The 16,657-nt window shown below is 73.2% G+C and carries 16 protein-coding genes; 9 read left to right on the top strand and 7 right to left on the bottom strand.

The genetic code is table 11. The features are described 5' to 3' along the window. Nucleotides 1-209: 209 nt before the first annotated feature. From ACZ7HQ_RS05705 to ACZ7HQ_RS05695, 3 genes are all read left to right on the top strand, one after another. A complete protein-coding gene (locus ACZ7HQ_RS05705; protein WP_470985048.1) occupies nucleotides 210-1,742 on the top strand; it encodes a S8 family peptidase in 1,533 nt (510 codons plus the stop codon). A 47-nt stretch (nucleotides 1,743-1,789) separates the two neighbouring features. Beyond that, a complete protein-coding gene (locus ACZ7HQ_RS05700; RefSeq protein ID WP_470985046.1) occupies nucleotides 1,790-3,166 on the top strand; it encodes a CoA transferase in 1,377 nt (458 codons plus the stop codon). A 99-nt stretch (nucleotides 3,167-3,265) separates the two neighbouring features. After that, nucleotides 3,266-4,270, top strand: coding sequence for a CopD family protein (locus ACZ7HQ_RS05695; protein WP_470985043.1), 1,005 nt, complete (start codon nucleotides 3,266-3,268; stop codon nucleotides 4,268-4,270). On the opposite strand, the gene ACZ7HQ_RS05690 is transcribed toward ACZ7HQ_RS05695, so the two are convergent. The 6 genes from ACZ7HQ_RS05690 to ACZ7HQ_RS05665 all read right to left on the bottom strand — a co-directional run bounded on the left by ACZ7HQ_RS05690 (nucleotide 4,271) and on the right by ACZ7HQ_RS05665 (nucleotide 10,378). Then, nucleotides 4,271-5,320, bottom strand: a complete 1,050-nt coding sequence (locus tag ACZ7HQ_RS05690) for a zinc-dependent alcohol dehydrogenase family protein (protein WP_470985041.1) — start codon at nucleotides 5,318-5,320, stop codon at nucleotides 4,271-4,273. It lies immediately after the preceding gene. Nucleotides 5,321-5,432: 112 nt separating this feature from the next. After that, the gene (locus tag ACZ7HQ_RS05685; protein ID WP_470985039.1) at nucleotides 5,433-6,143 is read right to left on the bottom strand and encodes a VIT1/CCC1 transporter family protein; all 711 of its coding nucleotides are present in this window, start codon (nucleotides 6,141-6,143) and stop codon (nucleotides 5,433-5,435) included. Nucleotides 6,144-6,168: 25 nt separating this feature from the next. Beyond that, the gene (locus ACZ7HQ_RS05680; RefSeq protein ID WP_470985037.1) at nucleotides 6,169-7,398 is read right to left on the bottom strand and encodes an amidohydrolase family protein; all 1,230 of its coding nucleotides are present in this window, start codon (nucleotides 7,396-7,398) and stop codon (nucleotides 6,169-6,171) included. After that, nucleotides 7,395-8,678 carry an amidohydrolase family protein gene (locus ACZ7HQ_RS05675; RefSeq protein WP_470985034.1) on the bottom strand — a complete coding sequence of 428 codons (1,284 nt, stop codon included), beginning with the start codon at nucleotides 8,676-8,678 and terminating at the stop codon, nucleotides 7,395-7,397. Before ACZ7HQ_RS05675 ends, ACZ7HQ_RS05680 begins: the two co-directional genes overlap by 4 nt. A gap of 12 nt (nucleotides 8,679-8,690) precedes the next feature. Further along, complete coding sequence (locus ACZ7HQ_RS05670; RefSeq protein WP_470985032.1) at nucleotides 8,691-9,575, bottom strand: SDR family NAD(P)-dependent oxidoreductase; 885 nt, start codon at nucleotides 9,573-9,575, stop codon at nucleotides 8,691-8,693. Continuing rightward, complete coding sequence (locus tag ACZ7HQ_RS05665; protein WP_470985030.1) at nucleotides 9,575-10,378, bottom strand: acetoacetate decarboxylase family protein; 804 nt, start codon at nucleotides 10,376-10,378, stop codon at nucleotides 9,575-9,577. Before ACZ7HQ_RS05665 ends, ACZ7HQ_RS05670 begins: the two co-directional genes overlap by 1 nt. Before the next feature lie 115 nt (nucleotides 10,379-10,493). On the opposite strand from ACZ7HQ_RS05665, the gene ACZ7HQ_RS05660 reads away from it, so the two are divergent. The 6 genes from ACZ7HQ_RS05660 (at nucleotide 10,494) to ACZ7HQ_RS05635 (ending at nucleotide 16,063) form a co-directional block, all read left to right on the top strand. Next, entirely contained in the window at nucleotides 10,494-11,159 is a 666-nt protein-coding gene (locus tag ACZ7HQ_RS05660; RefSeq protein ID WP_470985029.1) for a TetR/AcrR family transcriptional regulator, read from the top strand. 118 nt (nucleotides 11,160-11,277) lie between these two features. Then, complete coding sequence (locus ACZ7HQ_RS05655) at nucleotides 11,278-12,270, top strand: DEDDh family exonuclease (RefSeq protein ID WP_470985026.1); 993 nt, start codon at nucleotides 11,278-11,280, stop codon at nucleotides 12,268-12,270. Between the two features lie 79 nt (nucleotides 12,271-12,349). After that, nucleotides 12,350-12,583 carry a hypothetical protein gene (locus ACZ7HQ_RS05650; RefSeq protein WP_470985024.1) on the top strand — a complete coding sequence of 78 codons (234 nt, stop codon included), beginning with the start codon at nucleotides 12,350-12,352 and terminating at the stop codon, nucleotides 12,581-12,583. A 49-nt stretch (nucleotides 12,584-12,632) separates the two neighbouring features. Continuing rightward, a complete protein-coding gene (locus tag ACZ7HQ_RS05645; RefSeq protein ID WP_470985021.1) occupies nucleotides 12,633-13,430 on the top strand; it encodes an SURF1 family cytochrome oxidase biogenesis protein in 798 nt (265 codons plus the stop codon). An 88-nt stretch (nucleotides 13,431-13,518) separates the two neighbouring features. Then, a complete protein-coding gene (locus ACZ7HQ_RS05640) occupies nucleotides 13,519-15,303 on the top strand; it encodes a glycoside hydrolase family 15 protein (protein WP_470985018.1) in 1,785 nt (594 codons plus the stop codon). 4 nt (nucleotides 15,304-15,307) lie between these two features. Beyond that, nucleotides 15,308-16,063: an SDR family oxidoreductase gene (locus ACZ7HQ_RS05635; protein WP_470985016.1), complete on the top strand. Its 756-nt coding sequence runs from the start codon at nucleotides 15,308-15,310 to the stop codon at nucleotides 16,061-16,063. A gap of 12 nt (nucleotides 16,064-16,075) precedes the next feature. Here the strand turns inward: ACZ7HQ_RS05635 and amaP are convergent, their stop codons facing one another. Then, nucleotides 16,076-16,657, bottom strand: a complete 582-nt coding sequence (amaP, locus tag ACZ7HQ_RS05630) for an alkaline shock response membrane anchor protein AmaP (RefSeq protein WP_470985013.1) — start codon at nucleotides 16,655-16,657, stop codon at nucleotides 16,076-16,078.

Here is a 16,657-nt window from a genome sequence, read left to right as displayed (position 1 = left end):
TCGTGCTCCCTGCCCAAGGTCCACGGCGCCACGCGAGGACCGGTTCAAGTCCTATGAGTTCATCCGCGAGCGGTCTGGGTGAGTCATTGCCAAGTCATTGCTGAGCGGTGAGCCGGGGGGATAGCTTCTGCCTGCACCACCCGTCATGTACCCGCCCGAGCACCATCCTGGTCTCGGGCGGTTCTGTATCCGGACGATGTGGAGATCCCATGGCTCATCTGCGTTCCAGACGCCGGCTCGCGCTCGCCGTGCCGGTCGTGCTGTCGCTGACCGCCTCGCTCGGTTTCCTGCCGGCGGCGGCCTCGGCCGCACCTGTCACTGCCCGGGCGGCGCGGGCGGCCGGCGACGGACCGAACCTCGCGTACGTGGTCAACACCCGTACGGATCACCGCACGATCGAGTCGGTGCAGCGGGAGATCACCCGCAACGGCGGCACCGTCGTGGCCAGTTACGACCGGATCGGCGTGATCGTCGTCCACTCGGCGAACCCCGGCTTCGGCGCGCTGATGCGCTCGGTGCGCGGGGTCGACTCGGCGGGCGCCACGCGTACCGCGCCGTTGAGCGCGGCGGGGACGACCGACGAGGGCGCAGTGCAGGTCCTGTCGAAGGCGGAGGCCGCGAAGCTCGCCAGGAGTGCGACGGCGGGCGAGGAGCCGCTGGAGGCCGACCAGTGGGACCTGCGCGCGATCGGCGCCGACCGTGCCGCGCGGATCAACCCGGGCAGCAGGAACGTGACCGTCGGTGTCATCGACACGGGCGTGGACGACACCCACCCGGACATAGCCCCGAACTTCTCCGCCTCGCAGTCGGCGAACTGCGTGAGCGGCAAGGCGGACACGACGTACGGCGCGTGGCGGCCGGTGGACGCCGGTCACTACCACGGCACCCATGTGGCCGGGGAGATAGCCGCGGCCCGCAACGGCATCGGCGTGGCCGGTGTGGCGCCGGGCGTGAAGGTCGCGGGCATCACCGTGGCCCAGCCGGACGCGACCTCGCTGTTCTACCCGGAGAGCGTGGTCTGCGCGTTCGTGTTCGCCGCCGACCACGGCATACAGATCACCAACAACAGCTACTACGTTGATCCGTGGCTGTACAACTGCATGGATGATCCCGATCAACGTGCCATCGTTGACGCGGTCAACAGGGCCCAGCTGTACGCACAGCGCAAGGGCACGCTCAATGTGGCCTCCGCGGGCAACTCAAACGAGGACCTGGACGCGGACGCGCTCACGGACGACTCCAGCCCCGACGACTCGACCGCCACGACCCGCACGGTCGACCCGCACAAGTGCTTCGACGTGCCGACCCAGCTGCCGGGTGTGGTGACCGTGAGCGCGGTGGGTGTGAAGGGTGCCAAGTCGTACTACTCCAGTTACGGCCAGGGCGTGATCGACGTGGCCGGGCCGGGCGGCGACAAGTTCCAGATCCCGGACACGCCGTCGAAGAACGGGCGCATCCTGTCCACGCTGCCGAACGACCAGTACGGCTTCCTGCAGGGCACCTCGATGGCCTCGCCGCACGTGGCCGCGGTGGCCGCGCTGCTGAAGTCGGCGCATCCGCACGCCACTCCGGCCCAGTTGCAGGCGCTGCTGAAGGCCGAGGCGGACAACCCGGGCTGCCCGAGCGGGCCCTACGACGGCGACGGGGACGGGGTCGTGGACGCGACCTGCGTCGGCGGCCCGCGCGTCAACGGCTTCTACGGCTTCGGTGTCGTCGACGCCCTGGCCGCGGTCACCGGGTGAACGTGCACACATAAAGGTTGATTCAGTCAATACTGCATAGTATAGTCATGACTGAAATCAAGTTTGCTTGGTCCGCGCTGGGCGGCGATCCCGCCCTCGCGGAAGAGGTCACCACCGTGCCGCGGGAGGGCGCGCTCCACGCGCGCCTTCCCGTGCGGGAGCTCGCCCGTGCCTGCGTCGGCGCATGCGCGCTGGCCGCCGCGGAGCTGGCGGCGCGACGGGCCGGTCTCTCCGAGGTGCCCGGCGTCCGGGTCGACGACGGCGCCGTCGCGGCCGCCTTCCACAGTGAACGGCACCTGCAGGTCGACGGGCGCGCACCGGTCGCCTTCGCGCCGCTGTCGCGGTTCTGGCGGACGGCTGACGGCTGGGTGCGCACCCACACCAACTACCCCCACCACCGGGCCCGGTTGCTCGGTGCGCTGGGCCTGCCGGCGGACGCCTCGGTGGAGGCGGTGACCGACCTGCTCGCACAACGCCCGGCACTGGAGGTCGAGGAGGCTGTATACGGCGCCGGCGGCCTCGCCGTGGCCCTGCGCACCCCGAAGGAGTGGCAGGCGCACGAGCAGGCCGCCGAGGTGACCGCGCGCCCGCTGGTCGAGCGCGAACGCCCGGCCTCGGCACCCGCGCGCGTGCTCGCGCCCCTGGACCCGGCCGCCGCTCCCCTGCTGCCCGCCGCGGGGCTGCGCGTACTGGACCTGACCCGGGTCCTCGCCGGTCCGGTCGCCACCCGCACCCTCGCCCTCCTGGGCGCGGAGGTGCTGCGCCTGGACGCCCCCTGGCTGCCCGAACTCCCCGACCTGCACGCCGACACGGGCTTCGGGAAGCGGTCCGCCACGCTCGACCTGCGCACGGACCGGGGCACCTGGGAGGAGCTGCTGGACTCGGCCGACGTCGTCGTCACCGGCTACCGGCCGGGCGCCATGGACCGGTTGGGGCTCTCCCCCGAGGCGCTGTTCGCCCGCCGGCCAGGGCTGGTCGTGGCGCAGGTCTCGGCGTGGGGCGCGTACGGCCCCTGGGGCGGGCGGCGCGGCTTCGACAGTCTGGTGCAGGTCGCGACCGGTATCGCGGCGACCGAGGGTTCGCCCGAGGAGCCCGGTGCGCTGCCCGCGCAGGCGCTGGACCACGGCACCGGCTATCTGCTCGCGGCAGCCGTCCTGCGGGCGCTGACCGAGCAGTCGTACGACGGGGGCGGCCGGTTGGTGCGGCTGGCGCTGGCCCGGACCGCGCACTGGCTGACGGACGGGATCCGGCCGGCCACGACCACGGGTGCGCCGTACGCGGGGCCGGACGCCTGGCTGGCCGAGACCGGCAGCCCGCTCGGCCGGCTGCGGCACGCGCTGCCGGCGGTGTCCTTCACGGGCGGCCCGAGCGACTGGGCGCGGCCTCCGGTGCCCTGGGGGTCGCAGAGCGCCCGCTGGCGGTGAGGCGCGGGCGGCCGGGATCGTACGTAGGGGCGGAATGCAGTACTGCCAGTTGTTTTCGGGGACTTGCCCGGTTCTGCGGCGGCTGGCGAAGATCACAGGGTGCGCTTGACACGACCGTCCGCGAAAGTGCCCCGGGAATGCCGGCCCGCCCGGCGGCAGGGCACCGGTCGGGCCGCCGCCCTGCTGGTCCTGGTGGCGCTGGGCGCCCTGATCCCGCTGCTCGGGCCCTCGGCGGCACTGCACGGCACCGGGGAGGCCGCCGCGCCGGGCGTGGGCGGTGTCGGGCTGCTGCGCGCGGTGCTGTTCGCCGCGCTCAGCGTGTCCCTGGGCGAGCTGTTCGTGCACCGGCTCGCCCGGAGCCTGCCCGGCGTGCCGGCCGAACGGCCGCGCAGCTGGGCGCCGTTCGCGAACGCGGCCGGGTGCGTCGCCGCACTGGCGCTCGCCTCGGTGGTGTCCACCGGCAACCTGATCCCGCACCGCCTCGGTCAGATCGACGTCGGCGGCCTGTACGGCTCCCGCGACGGAGAACTGGCCCTGCTGGAGGTCAACGCCTTCCTCCTGGCAACGGTGCTCGCCAGGCGTCCGGCGGCCCAGGTGTGGCCGCTCGCGGCGGTCGTGGTCGCGGAGGCGCTGCGGGCCCACCCCGCGACGGAACAGGGCCCGTCGGCCGGCTCCGGACTGACGCTGGTCCACCTGACGTGCGCGGCCCTGTGGGCCGGCGGCCTGCCGCACGTCCTGCGGCTGATCGGGCTGTGGCGCGGGGGGCCGGCCGGGGCCGCGCTGCTGGGCCGCTACGCGCGCGTGGCGGCCGTACTGCTCGCGGCCATCGCCACGACGGGCGTGTGCAGCTCGCTGCGCCGGATGCCGTCGGCCACGATCCTGGACCAGCTGACGACGACGGCGTACGGACGCACCCTGCTGGCCAAGGTGATCCTGGTCGCCGCCGTCGCGCTGCTCGCCCTGTGGGCGCGGATCCGGCTGCGCCGCGCCGCCGACCCGCTGACCGCGTCCGTGCCCGCGCGTGCCGAGGTGGCCGCGCTGGGCGCGGTGGTCGCGGTCTCCGGCCTGCTCACGGCACTGCCGCTGCCGATCCGCTGGTCGTGACTACCGGTCGTTGGTGACGAGCACCTTGAGGGCGGTGCGTTCGTCCATCGCCTTGTAGCCGTCGGGCACGCCCTCGATGCCGACGGTCATGTCGAACACCGGGGAGGGGTCGATCGTGCCGTCGAGGACGTCCGGCAGCAGGTCCGGGATGTAGGCGCGGACCGGGGCGACGCCGCCGCGCAGGGCGATGTTCCGGTCGAACATGACGCCGAGGTCGAGGCCGGTGCCGCTGCCGTGCGGCACGCCCACGAAACCGATGGCACCGCCGTCGCGGGTGACGCTGACGGCCGTCCGCATGGACTGCTCGGTGCCGACCGCCTCCACGACGGCGTGCGCGCCCTGGCCGCGGGTGAGTTCACGGACCGCCTCGACGGCCGCGTCCCCGCGCTCGGCCACCACGTCGGTGGCGCCGAAGCGGCGCGCGATGTCGGTACGGACCTCGTGCCGGCCCAGCGCGATGATCCGCTCGGCGCCGAGCCGCTTGGCGGCCAGGACGGCGCACAGTCCGACGGCGCCGTCACCGACGACGGCGACCGTGGCACCGGGGCGGGCGCCCGCGCCGAGGGCGGCGTGGTGTCCGGTGCCCAGGACGTCGGAGAGGGTCAGCAGGGCCGACAGCAGGTGGTCGTCGGAGGCCGCGTCCTTGGGGAGCTGGACGAGGGTGCCGTCGGCGAAGGGCACGCGCACGGCCTCGCCCTGGCCGCCGTCGTAGCCGACGGAGCCCCAGAAGCCGCCGTGCTCGCAGGACGTCGTCAGGCCCTCACGGCAGTAGTCGCAGACGCCGTCGGACCACATGAAGGGCGCGACCACCAGGTCACCGCGCTTGACGGTGCTCACCTCGGTGCCGGTCTCCTCGACGATCCCGAGGAACTCGTGCCCGATGCGCTGGCCCGGCTGCCGGGCCGCCTCGCCGCGGTAGGCCCACAGGTCGCTGCCGCAGATGCAGGCGCGCAGCACCCGCACCACGGCGTCGGTGGGCAGCTGCACCCCGGGCTCGGGAACGTCCTCCACGCGCATGTCGTAGGGAGCGTGGATGGTGGTGGCGCGCATGGCGAGGGTCCTTCTCGTGCGGTACGTGCGGTGTGCCCAGGGGGTGGTCGGGCACACCTCACGGTACGACGTCGCGTGCGCGGGCCGCGCGGCCAGGGTGCCGGTCGGTCCGCTACACCCCCGCCGCCCCCAGCAGGCTCCCCGCCGCGTACGTCACGCCCATCGCGAGCGCCCCGCCCAGCACGTTCCGCAGCAACGCGCGCCTGGGGTCGGCCGCTCCCAGTCGCGCGCTGCTCCACCCGGTGAGGACGAGCGCGGCCAGTACGGACGCCACGGTGACCGGGAGCCGCCAGGCGGCCGGGGGCAGCACGATGGCCAGCAGGGGCAGCAGCGCGCCGACGGTGAAGGCCAGGAAGCTCGCCCAGGCCGCGTGCCAGGGGTTGGTCAGCTCGTCCGGGTCGATACCGAGCTCCACGCGTGCGTGTGCCTTCAGCGCGTCCCGTGCGGTGAGCTGCTCGGCGGCCTCTCGGGCGACCTGCCGGGACAGACCGCGCTGCCGGAGCAGCTCGGTCAGCTCCTCCAGCTCCAGTTCCGGCTGCTCGCGCAGTTCCCGGCGCTCCAGGGCCAGCGCGGCCATCTCCGAGTCCCGCTGGGTCGACACGGACACGTACTCCCCCGCCGCCATCGACATGGACCCGGCGAGCAGGCCGGCCAGACCGGCCGTGAGCAGGGCGGCGCGGGAGTCCGTCGCACCGGCCACGCCGACGACCAGTCCGGCGGTGGACACGATGCCGTCGTTCGCCCCGAGGACGGCCGCCCGCAGCCAGTTCAGGCGGGAGCCCAGCGCACCGCGGTGCGCCTCGTCATGGGTTGGTTCCGTCACAGCAGGGAGGATCGCACCCCCGCCGTCACCACACCCGCACCGACGCCCCCCGCGCGAAGACCGGGCTGGTCGCGTCCGCCGGGGGCTGGGTCAGGGGCGCGGCGATCTCGCTCACGGTGGGGCCCACCTTCGCCGCTATGGGGTCGAGGAGGGCCAGGTCGAAGCCGTAGACACGGGCTGCGTTGCCGCCGAGCATGGCCGCGAGTTCGGCGGGGGGAACGCCCGCGCAGGCGAAGCGGAGGGCCTCGCGGGTGTAGGGGTGGGTGCCCTCGTCGTGCGGGTAGTCACTGCCCCACATGATCTTGTCGACGCCGATGCGGTCGCGCAGCGGCACCTCGTGCGGGCGCATGAAGCTGGCGCCGACGAAGCAGTTGTCCTGCCAGACCCGGGAGGGCGGCGCGCCCATGCCGGCGGCGAGTCCGGCGCCGAACTTGGCCTCGGCCGTGTCCGCCTTCGTGGCCGCGGCGACCAGGCGGCCGTGGTAGTAGTCCAGCATGCCGAGCACTCCGGGGATCCAGCCGGAGCCCTGTTCGGTGAGGACCAGTCTCAGCTCCGGGTGACGGCGGAAGGCGCCGCCGAACACCAGGTGCCACAGGGCGCGGTGGGAGAACCAGGTCGTCTCCACCATGAACACCGCGCGGGCGGCCGGTTCCTCGCCGAGCGGCGGGGAGGCCGAGCCGGCGTGGTGGTTGACGGGGACGCCGAGTTCCGCGCAGGCGGCCCAGATCGGGTCGTAGGTGCGCGAGTACAGCTCGGGCAGGCCGGAGCCTGGCGGGGTGCCGGGCAGCATGAGGCCGCCCTTCAGGCCCGCCGACGCGGCCCACCGGATCTCCTTGACGGCCTCCCCGACGTCCCCGAGCAGGATCTGGAAGACACCGGCCCGGCGGCCCGGCGCGGCCGCGCAGAAGTCCGCGAGCCAGCGGTTGTGGGCGCGCAGTCCGGCCCAGCGCCGCTCGAAGTCCTCGGTGGTCGGCGGCGGGGCCATGAGGGAGCCGGACGGGAAGAACGGCGGGATGGTGTTGGGAAAGATCACCTCCGCCACGATCCCGTCCGCCTCCAGTTCGGCGAGGCGCCGCTCGGAGTTCCAGTTGCGGTCGGCGGAGTCGGCCAGCAGGTCCTCGTAGGGGTTGACGTAGGTGGCCGCCCAGAGGTCGAAGTCGTCGTGGTACCGCTTCTCCAGGTAGGGCTTGTAGTCCAGGAGGTCGGCCCCCGCGTGGCAGTCGGCGTAGATCACCGTGTAGCGGTCGTCGTTCATCGGGTCACCCCCAGGACCGGGAAGTCGTGGTCGGTCAGCCAGTGCCGGCCCACCTCGCGCGAGTGCGCCCAGGACGCCTCCACGGCCGCCTGGCCGGCGGGCTGGCCGAGGTCGGCGGGGGTCGGGCCGATGCGGCGGGCCAGCGGCGTCAGCTTCTCGGCGTCGAAGCCGAAGACCTCCGCCGCCGCGAGGCCCAGCATCCGGCGGGTCTCGTCCACCGGGATGTCGTGGAAGGTACGGCGCAGCCACGCGCGCGTGTCCGGCCAGGTGCCCTCGGGGTGCGGGAAGTCGCTGCCCCAGAGGATGTTGTCGACGCCGATCTCGTAGCGCTGGGCCAGCTCGCGCCGCTTGGTGTTGGTGGCGCAGACGAACACCTGCCGGTCGAGGTACTCGTGCGGCGGGCGTTTCAGCTCCTGGAACGGGGAGAGTTTCTTGCCGCCGTGCGCGCCGAGGTAGAGGCGGTCCATGAACCACAGCAGGTTCGGCAGCCACCAGCAGCCGGACTCGGCGACGCCGAAGCGCAGGGACGGGTGGCGTTCGAAGACGCCGGACCAGAGCAGGAACCACAGGGGCCGGGCCGGCCACCAGGTCACCTCGCTCACATAGATGCCGAGGTGGTCGCCGTACTCCTCGCGCGGGGCGGCGCCGGAGTGGGTGAGCACCGGCATGCCGCACTCGGCGGCGGCCGCCCACACGGGGTCGTAGCGGCGGTCGTGGTAGGGCTCCTTGTCCGCCCACAGGGCCGGGATCATCAGGGCGCCGAGGCCGGACTCACGGGCCCGCCGGACCTCGGCGACGACCTCGGACACCTCACCGGTGATCGGCAGCAGGGCCACTCCGCAGTGCCGTTCGGGGTGCTCGGAGACGAAGTCCGCGAGCCAGCGGTTGTGCGCCCGCGCGCCGGCCATGCCCAGTTCCGGGTCCTGGTCGCCGGTCAGGCCGAGGCCCACGCCGAAGGGGGCCGCGGTGCGGCTGTCGACGGCGTCGGCGTCCGGGAAGACCACCTCGGCGGCCACGCCGTCACCGTCCAGCTCCTTCAGGCGCTGCGCGGTGTCCCAGCCACCGCGCAGGCCCTGTTCGTTGTCACGGAACCACCGGTCGGCGAAGGCCTCGTTGCGGATGCCGAGCCGGGTCATCTCCTCGCGGCGCCGCCCCTGGCCCGCGAGGAACTCGTCGAAGTCCCGGTGGAAACGGCTCTCCAGATAGGGCCGGTACTCCTCGGTGGGCAGCCCGGCGTGGCAGTCGGAGGAGATGATCAGGTACGGGTCGTCGGTGCTCATCACGGCCCCCTCTCAGTCCAGGACGAAGCTTTCGAGGTACGACGGGTTCACCCGGTCCAGCATCGACCGGGCCCGCGCGCGGATCTGCGTGTCGCTGTGCTCACTCGCCGGCAGCAGCCAGAAGCGGTCCGCCCGGATCCCGGCCACGACGAGGTCCGCGACCTCCTCGACGGGCGTGAAGCGGACCTCCTCACCGGCCGCGCGCATCGCCGCCTCCCACTGGTCGAGGCTGCGGTACGGGGTCCTGCGCGGGCGCTGTTTGGCATAGCGGGCGGGGCGGTTGCGGTGCGACTCCCACAGGCCGGTGCGCAGCATGTGCGGGCCGGGGAAGAGCACGGAGGCGCCCACGCGCGCGTGCTCGGCCTTCAGGTGCGCGTACAGGGACTCGGTGAGGGTGACGACGGCCGCCTTCGTGACGGCGTACACGGAGGCGGTCGGCAGGGGTGCGATACTGCCGTCGCCGCTGGATGTGTTGACCACATGACCGGGTTGACCCGAGTTGATCATCCTGGGCACGAACGCCTGGACACCGTGGAAGACGCCCCACACATTGACGGCGAAGGCCCACCGCCAGTCGTTCGGGTCGTGCTCCCACATCCGGCCCTCGGCGCCCGAGCCGACGCCCGCGTTGTTGCACAGGGCGTGTACGGCGCCGTAGGTGTCGTACACCGCCTCGGCCAGCTCCATGACCTGGGCGCGTTCGCCGACGTCGACCACGCGCGCGTGCACGTCGGCGCCCTCGGCGCGCAGACCGGCCGCGGCCTTGCCGAGTGCGGCCTCCTCCACGTCGGCGAGGACCACCTTCAGGCCCTCGGCGGCGAACCGCCGGGCCATCGCGAGCCCGATCCCGCTCGCCGCGCCGGTGACGACGGCGACCTGTCCGGCTTCGAGGTCCATCAGCTGCTCCCCTCGGGCGGCGCGTCGAGGACCTGCAGCGGGTCGTCGTAGCGCTGGTGGACGTAGGGCAGCAGGGCCCGGGCGTCGACCCGTTCGACGACCCGGCCGCTCTGGTCGCTGGTCTTCTCACCGAGGGTGATCTCGCGCAGGCGCAGCACCGGGAGGTCGGCCACGGGGTCGTACGGCGACTCGCGCAGGACGACCTCGCCGGTGACGCGTTCCAGCCGGCGCACCTTCTCGTGGCGGACGCAGTGCACCAGCACCGGGTCGGTGTCGAAGCCCGAACCGTCCACGGCGGGCAGGAACTTGAAGTAGAAGTCGGTCCTGCGGCTCGGCTCCGGCAGAGGCAGTCCGGCACCGACCGTGCCGCGCACCTCGACGAACGCGATGCCGTTGCGGGCCAGCGCCGCGCGCACGCCGCCGCCGTCGCGCTCGACCGTCACCGCGCCGAGCTTCTTGGGCTCACCGAAGACCTCGCGCCCGCCGGTGAGGGCACGCTCGTGGGTCATCGGCATGACCAGCGGGTACCAGCCCTCGACCGTGCCGTGCGCGGCGGCGACCGCGAACGAGCCGGCGCCCAGCGGGTATCCGGGCAGGTCGACCTTGCTGACGGTCACCCGGACGAGTGGACGTCCGGTGGGTTTCAGGGGTGGTGGCAGGACCGCGGCGACCGCGTCCGGGTCGGTCTCCCAGACGGCCACCACGCCGGTGGACCAGACGGCGGGGAGCCGTGCGCCCGCGGTGCGCGTCGCGGCGATCTCCCGCTCGGTCCGTGCGCCGTACCGTACGCGTGCGCGTGCCATACGCCGTACCGCCCTTCTGCCGACAGAGCTTTCTGACGGACCGTCACCTGTAACACTGTTACAGCCAACTCCGTGCGGGGTAAAGACACGCGTGCGGACGGGAGGTGGGGGGACCATGACGAGCGGCACGAGAAGCGCGCTGACCCGGGAGGCGGTGCTGGACGCCGCCGCCGCACTGGTGAAGCGGCACGGGCCCGACGCGCTCACCATGCGGGGGCTCGCCGCGGAACTGGGCACCGCCGTGACGTCGATCTACTGGCATGTCGGCGGCCGTGAGGCGCTGCTCGACGCGCTCGTGGAGCGGACCGTGGCCGAGCTCGGCGAGATCCGCCCGGCCGGACGCACACCCGAGCAGCGCGTGGCCGGCGTCGCCCGCGAGCTGCGCCGGCAACTGCGCGACCATCCGCACCTGGTGGCCCTGGTGCACGAACGGGGACTGACCGAGCGGATGTTCCTGCCCGCCCAGCGGGTCCTGGTGCGCGAGGCGCACGCCGCCGGGCTGCGCGGCGCCCGGGCCGCCGAGTTCGTGCGGGCCGTGCAGTTCCAGGTCGTCGGCCATGTGCTGGTGGAACGCAACCGCGAGCGGGCGCCGGTGCAGCATCCCGGCGAACAGGAGCTGTGGGGCGCCGAGACCGCCGGGGACGACCCCGCGCTGACGCGCGCGCTGGCCCGGCCGGCGGACACCGGGCGACTGTTCGAGACGTCCGTACGGGCGCTGGTACGTGCCCTGCTGGCGCCGGCCGACCGCTCGCCCGCGCGACCGCCCGGCCCGGCCGGCTGAGAGGCCCGGGTACGACCCCGCACGCGCGTGCGGGGTTCGAGCGGCCGAGCGGCCCGGCGGGCCCGTGGACCGCCCTGAAGGTCGGGAGTGTCAGTCGTGGCCCGTATCCTCAGTGACCATGCTCGAAGACCGTGCGACCGCAGTGTCCTCCCCCACCCAGTGGCCGGCCGCGTATCCGAAGGGATACGCGGTCGTTGACGTGGAGACCACCGGCCTGGCCCGGGACGACCGGATCATCTCGGCGGCCGTCTACCGGCTGGACGAGCAGGGTGAGGTCGAGGACCACTGGTACACGCTGGTCAACCCGGAGCGCGATCCGGGCCCCGTGTGGATACACGGTCTGACGAGCGAGGTGCTCGAAGGGGCGCCGCTGTTCACGGACATCGCCGAGGAGTTCGCCGCCCGGCTGGACGGGCGGGTGCTGGTCGCGCACAACGCCGTCTTCGACTGGCAGATGATCGCGCGGGAGTACGCGCGCGCGCAGCGCGAGGCGCCGGTGCGTCAGCGGCTGTGCACGATCGCGCTGTCGAAGGAGCTGGGGCTCCCGCTGCCCAACTTCAAGCTGGAGTCGCTGGCGGCGCACTACGGGGTCGTACAGCAGCGGGCGCACCACGCGCTGGACGACGCGCGGGTGCTGGCGGAGGCGTTCCGGCCCAGCCTGCGGGCCGCGGCGGCGGGCGGCGTACGGCTGCCGCTGCTGGAGTGCCGGCCGCTGACGGAGTGGTCGGACCGCCCGGTGCCCCGGCAGGCGTCCGGCGGACAGGGAGGCTACGGCGGCTACCGGTCCGCCAGTTGGCGCCCCTCCCGTAAAAGGCCCGCTTGCCGCTATCCCAACCCAGGCCGGTACGAAGACGGCAAACCTCTCAAACAGGGCATGCGTGTGGCGTTCTCCGGGGACACGTCCGTCGAGCGCGAGCTGCTGGAGGACCGGGCCACCGAGGCGGGTCTGCACGTGGCGTCCAGCATCTCCCGGCTGACCAGCCTGCTGGTGACCAACGACCCCGACTCGGGCACGTCCAAGGTGGTCAAGGCACGCCAGTTCGGCACGCCGGTCGTCGACGAGGCCGCGTTCGGCCAGCTGCTGCGGGACGTCGAGCCGGCCGGCGAGTGATCGTACGGATGAGTGATTGGCACACGACTCACCCGGAACCCGCTCGCCCTGGCCCCTGCGACGGCTCACCCTGTGGCGCATGGCGAAATGTGAAGTCTGCGGCAACGACTACGGAATGACCTTCGAGGTCCACGCACAGGGCGCTGTGCATGTGTTCGACTGCTTCTCCTGTGCGATCCACCGCATGGCTCCCCTCTGCGAGCACTGCCGGGTGCAGATCATCGGCCAGGGCGTGGAAGCCGACGGCGCGTGGTTCTGCGGCGCCCACTGCGCCCGGGCCGAGGGGAAGACGGGCATCGTCGACCGGGTGTGACCCGGTACCCGCCCGAATGCACCCCACGGCGCAGAGGTACCGTCGTGGGGTGCACCGCTACCGCTTCCTGTTGTCCCGCCAGTGGGTGATCCTCACGCTCGTCGCGATCGCGCTGATCCCGACGATGATCAGGCTGGGTTTCTGGCAGAAGCACCGCTACGAGGAGCGCACCGCGCGCAACGACCTGGTCTCCGCGGCGCTGCACGCGAGGCCCGTCCCGGTCGAGCGGCTGTCCTCCCCCGGGCACACCGTGACCCGCACCGAGAGGTACCGCACGGTCACCGCGACCGGCACCTTCGACACCGCCAGGGAGGTCGTGGTCCGGCGCCGGACCAACTCCGACGACGAGGTCGGCTTCCACGTGCTCACCCCGTTCGTCCTCACGGACGGCAAGGTGGTGCTCGTCAACCGCGGCTGGATCCCCGCCGACGGAGTCCAGACCGCCTTCCCGAAGATCCCCGCACCGCCTTCCGGCCGCACCACCGTCACGGGGCGGCTGATGGCCGACGAGACGACCGCGGCCAGCGGCATCAAGAACGTCAAGGGCCTCCCCGACCGGCAGATCATGCTGATCAACAGCGCGGAGGAGGCGCACCGGCTCGGCGCGCAGGTGCTCGGCGGCTACGTCGAGCAGACGGCCCCCATGCCCAGGGGCGGCTCCCCGGAACAGATCTCCGACCCCGGCAGCGAGGACGCGCCGCTCAACTACGCGTACATGATCCAGTGGTGGCTGTTCGCCGCGGCCGTCCCGGTCGGCTGGTGGTTCCTGGTCAAGCGGGAGATCCGCGACCGGGAGGAGGCCGCGGCGGAGGCGACGCCGCAGGAGACGGAACCGGCCTCGGTCTGACCCCGGGCTTCCCCCGGGTGGCTCCACTCCCCCACTCCCCCGGCGCACCACCTGATTGGCCTCCTGGCCCGCCGGGAAGCCGCATCCCGTGGACGCGCGCATCGAGGACTACGCCCTCATCGGTGACGAGCAGACCGCCGCGCTGGTCGGCACGAACGGCTCCATCGACTGGCTGTGCCTGCCCCGCTTCGACTCCGGCGCCTGCTTCGCGAAGCTGCTGGGCGACGAGAACCACGGCTACTGGCGGATCGCCCCCGAGGGCGCCGGCACCTGCACGCGGCGCGCCTACCGCTCCGACACCCTCGTCCTCGACACCGAGTGGGAGACCGCCGGCGGCACGGTCCGCGTCACCGACCTGATGCCGCAGCGCGACCGCGCCCCCGACGTCGTACGCATCGTCGAAGGGGTCAGCGGACGGGTCACCGTGCGCAGCACCCTCCGCCTGCGCTTCGACTACGGCTCGATCATGCCGTGGGTGCGCCGCTCGGACGGGCACCGGGTGGCCGTCGCGGGGCCGGACTCGGTCTGGCTGCGCTCCGAGCCGGCCGTGCGCACGTGGGGCGAGGACTACGGCACCCACGGCGAGTTCACGGTCGGCGGGGGCGACCGGGTCGCGTTCGTGCTCACCTGGCACCCCTCGCACGAGCGCCGGCCGCCGCCGACCGACCCCTACGAGGCCCTGGAGAGCAGCGTCACCGACTGGCGGCGCTGGGCCCGGGCGTGCCGTTACGACGGGCCCCACCGGGACGTGGTCGTACGGTCCCTGATCACCCTGAAGGCCCTCACCTACGTCCCGACCGGCGGGATCGTCGCCGCGGCCACCACCTCACTGCCGGAACAGCCGGGCGGCGTGCGCAACTGGGACTACCGGTACTGCTGGCTGCGCGACTCCACCCTCACCCTCGGCGCGCTGCTCACCGCGGGCTACCACAAGGAGGCCGGGGCGTGGCGCGACTGGCTGGTGCGCGCGGTCGCGGGCGACCCGGCCGACCTGCGGATCATGTACGGCGTCGCGGGCGAGCGCCGGCTGCCGGAGACGGAGCTGCCCTGGCTGCCCGGCTTCGCCGGCTCCCGCCCCGTACGCATCGGCAACGGCGCCGTCGACCAGCTCCAGCTCGACGTGTACGGCGAGGTGATGGACTCGCTGTCGCTGGCCCGCGCGTCGGGCCTGCCGACCCGGCCGCACATGTGGGCCATACAGCGCTCGCTGATGGAGTTCCTGCGGTCGGCGTGGCGGCAGCCGGACGAGGGCCTGTGGGAGGTGCGCGGCGGGAGGCGCCAGTTCGTGCACTCCAAGGTGATGGTGTGGGTGGCCGCCGACCGGGCCGTGCGGACGCTTGAGCACCACAAGGAGCTGGACGGTGACCTGGAGGGCTGGCGCCGGCTGCGCGACGAGGTCCACCGGGAGGTGTGCGAGAAGGGCTTCGACCCCGAGCGCAACACCTTCACGCAGTACTACGGCTCCCGTGAACTCGACGCGGCGTTGCTGCTGATCCCGCGCGTCGGCTTCCTGCCCCCGGACGACCCGCGGGTGGCCGGCACGGTGGACGCGGTCGGCCACGACCTCGGGCACGGCGGCTTCCTGCGCCGGTACGACACCGAGGACTCGACGGTCGACGGGCTGCCCAGTGGCGAGGGCGCCTTCCTGGCCTGCTCGTTCTGGCTGGCCGACGCGCTGCACATGACCGGCCGGACCAAGGAGGCGCGGGAGCTGTTCGACCGGCTGGTGGGCCTGGTCAACGACGTGGGGCTGCTGGCCGAGGAGTACGACCCCGTCCGCGGCCGCCAGCTGGGCAACTTCCCGCAGGCCTTCAGCCACGTCGGGCTGGTGAACACCGCCCTCACGCTGTTCGGGGACGACCAGGCAGGATAGGGCCATGGATCTTGGACTGAAGGACCGGGTGTATGTCGTCACCGGGGCGACCCGCGGGCTGGGCAACGCCGCCGCGCGGGAACTCGTCGCCGACGGGGCGAAGGTCGTGATCAGCGGCCGGGACGACGAGCGGGTGGCCGACGCCGCCGCCGGACTGGGCCCGAACGCGGTCGGCGTCGCCGTCGACAACGCCGACCCGCAGGCTCCGGAGCGGCTCGTCGCGGCCGCCCGTGAGCACTTCGGCGCGTTCCACGGCGTGCTGGTGAGCGTGGGCGGACCGGCGCCGGGGTTCGTCGCGGACAACACCGACGAGCAGTGGCGGAACGCGTTCGAGTCGGTGTTCCTCGGGGCGGTGCGGCTCGCGCGGACGGCGGCTTCCGAGCTGGAGGAGGGCGGCGTCATCGCGTTCGTGCTGTCGTCGTCGGTGTACGAGCCGGTTCCGGGGCTGACCATCTCCAACGGGCTGCGGCCGGGGCTCGCCGGGTTCGCCAAGTCCCTCGCGGACGAGCTGGGGCCGCGGGGCATCCGGGTGCTGGGGCTGCTGCCGTCGCGCATCGACACGGACCGCGTGCGCGAGCTGGACGCGCTGTCTGCCGACCCCGAGGCCACTCGGGCCGCCAACGAGTCCCGGATTCCGTTGCGGAGGTACGGGGCGCCGGAGGAGTTCGGGCGGATCGCGGCGTTCCTGCTGTCTCCGGCGGCCTCCTACCTGTCCGGGGTCATGTTGCCCGTGGACGGCGGGATGCGGCACGGGTTCTGACGGCCTGCCGCCTCAGGTGACCCGCTCCGCACGGTGCTTGACCGCCCTGATGCGCACCTCCGCCGGAAGCGACACCAGCCCCGCCGACTCGCGCGCCTGAGCCAGCGCCCCGGCCGTGAACCCGGCCAGGGCCGCCGCCGGATCCACCCCTGGCTCCAGTTCGAGCCAGACCCGTGCCGTCGGTGCCGTACGGCGGCCGTGCAGCAGGATCCCGGCGTGGGCCACGCCCGGCTGCTGGACGGCTGTCCGGGCCAGGGCCGACTCCAGGGCCCCGGCGCGCAGCAGGGCGGACTCGTCGGCGCCGGTGTCGATCAGGACCTCGGTCAGCCGGTGACGGCGCAGGACCGTCGTGAGCCACCACAGGGCGAGCAGGACCACGACGGCCAGTCCGCCGACGACCGTTGCCCACCACCAGTCGGTGCCCCGCCAGCGCGTGCGTTCGGCCCGGGTGAGCAGGACGTCGTGCGGGCCGGTGTGGATCCACCAGGAAGGCGGCGGCACGCCCAGGCCCACGGCCAGCACGGCGCCGCCGAGCGTGAAAAGCAGCAGGCCGGCGAGTGCCAGGACGACGCGGTGGAGACCGCCCCCGCGCAT

Source organism: Streptomyces sp. NPDC037290 (genome assembly GCF_055603245.1).
This window is presented reverse-complemented; position numbering and strand designations above follow the sequence as displayed.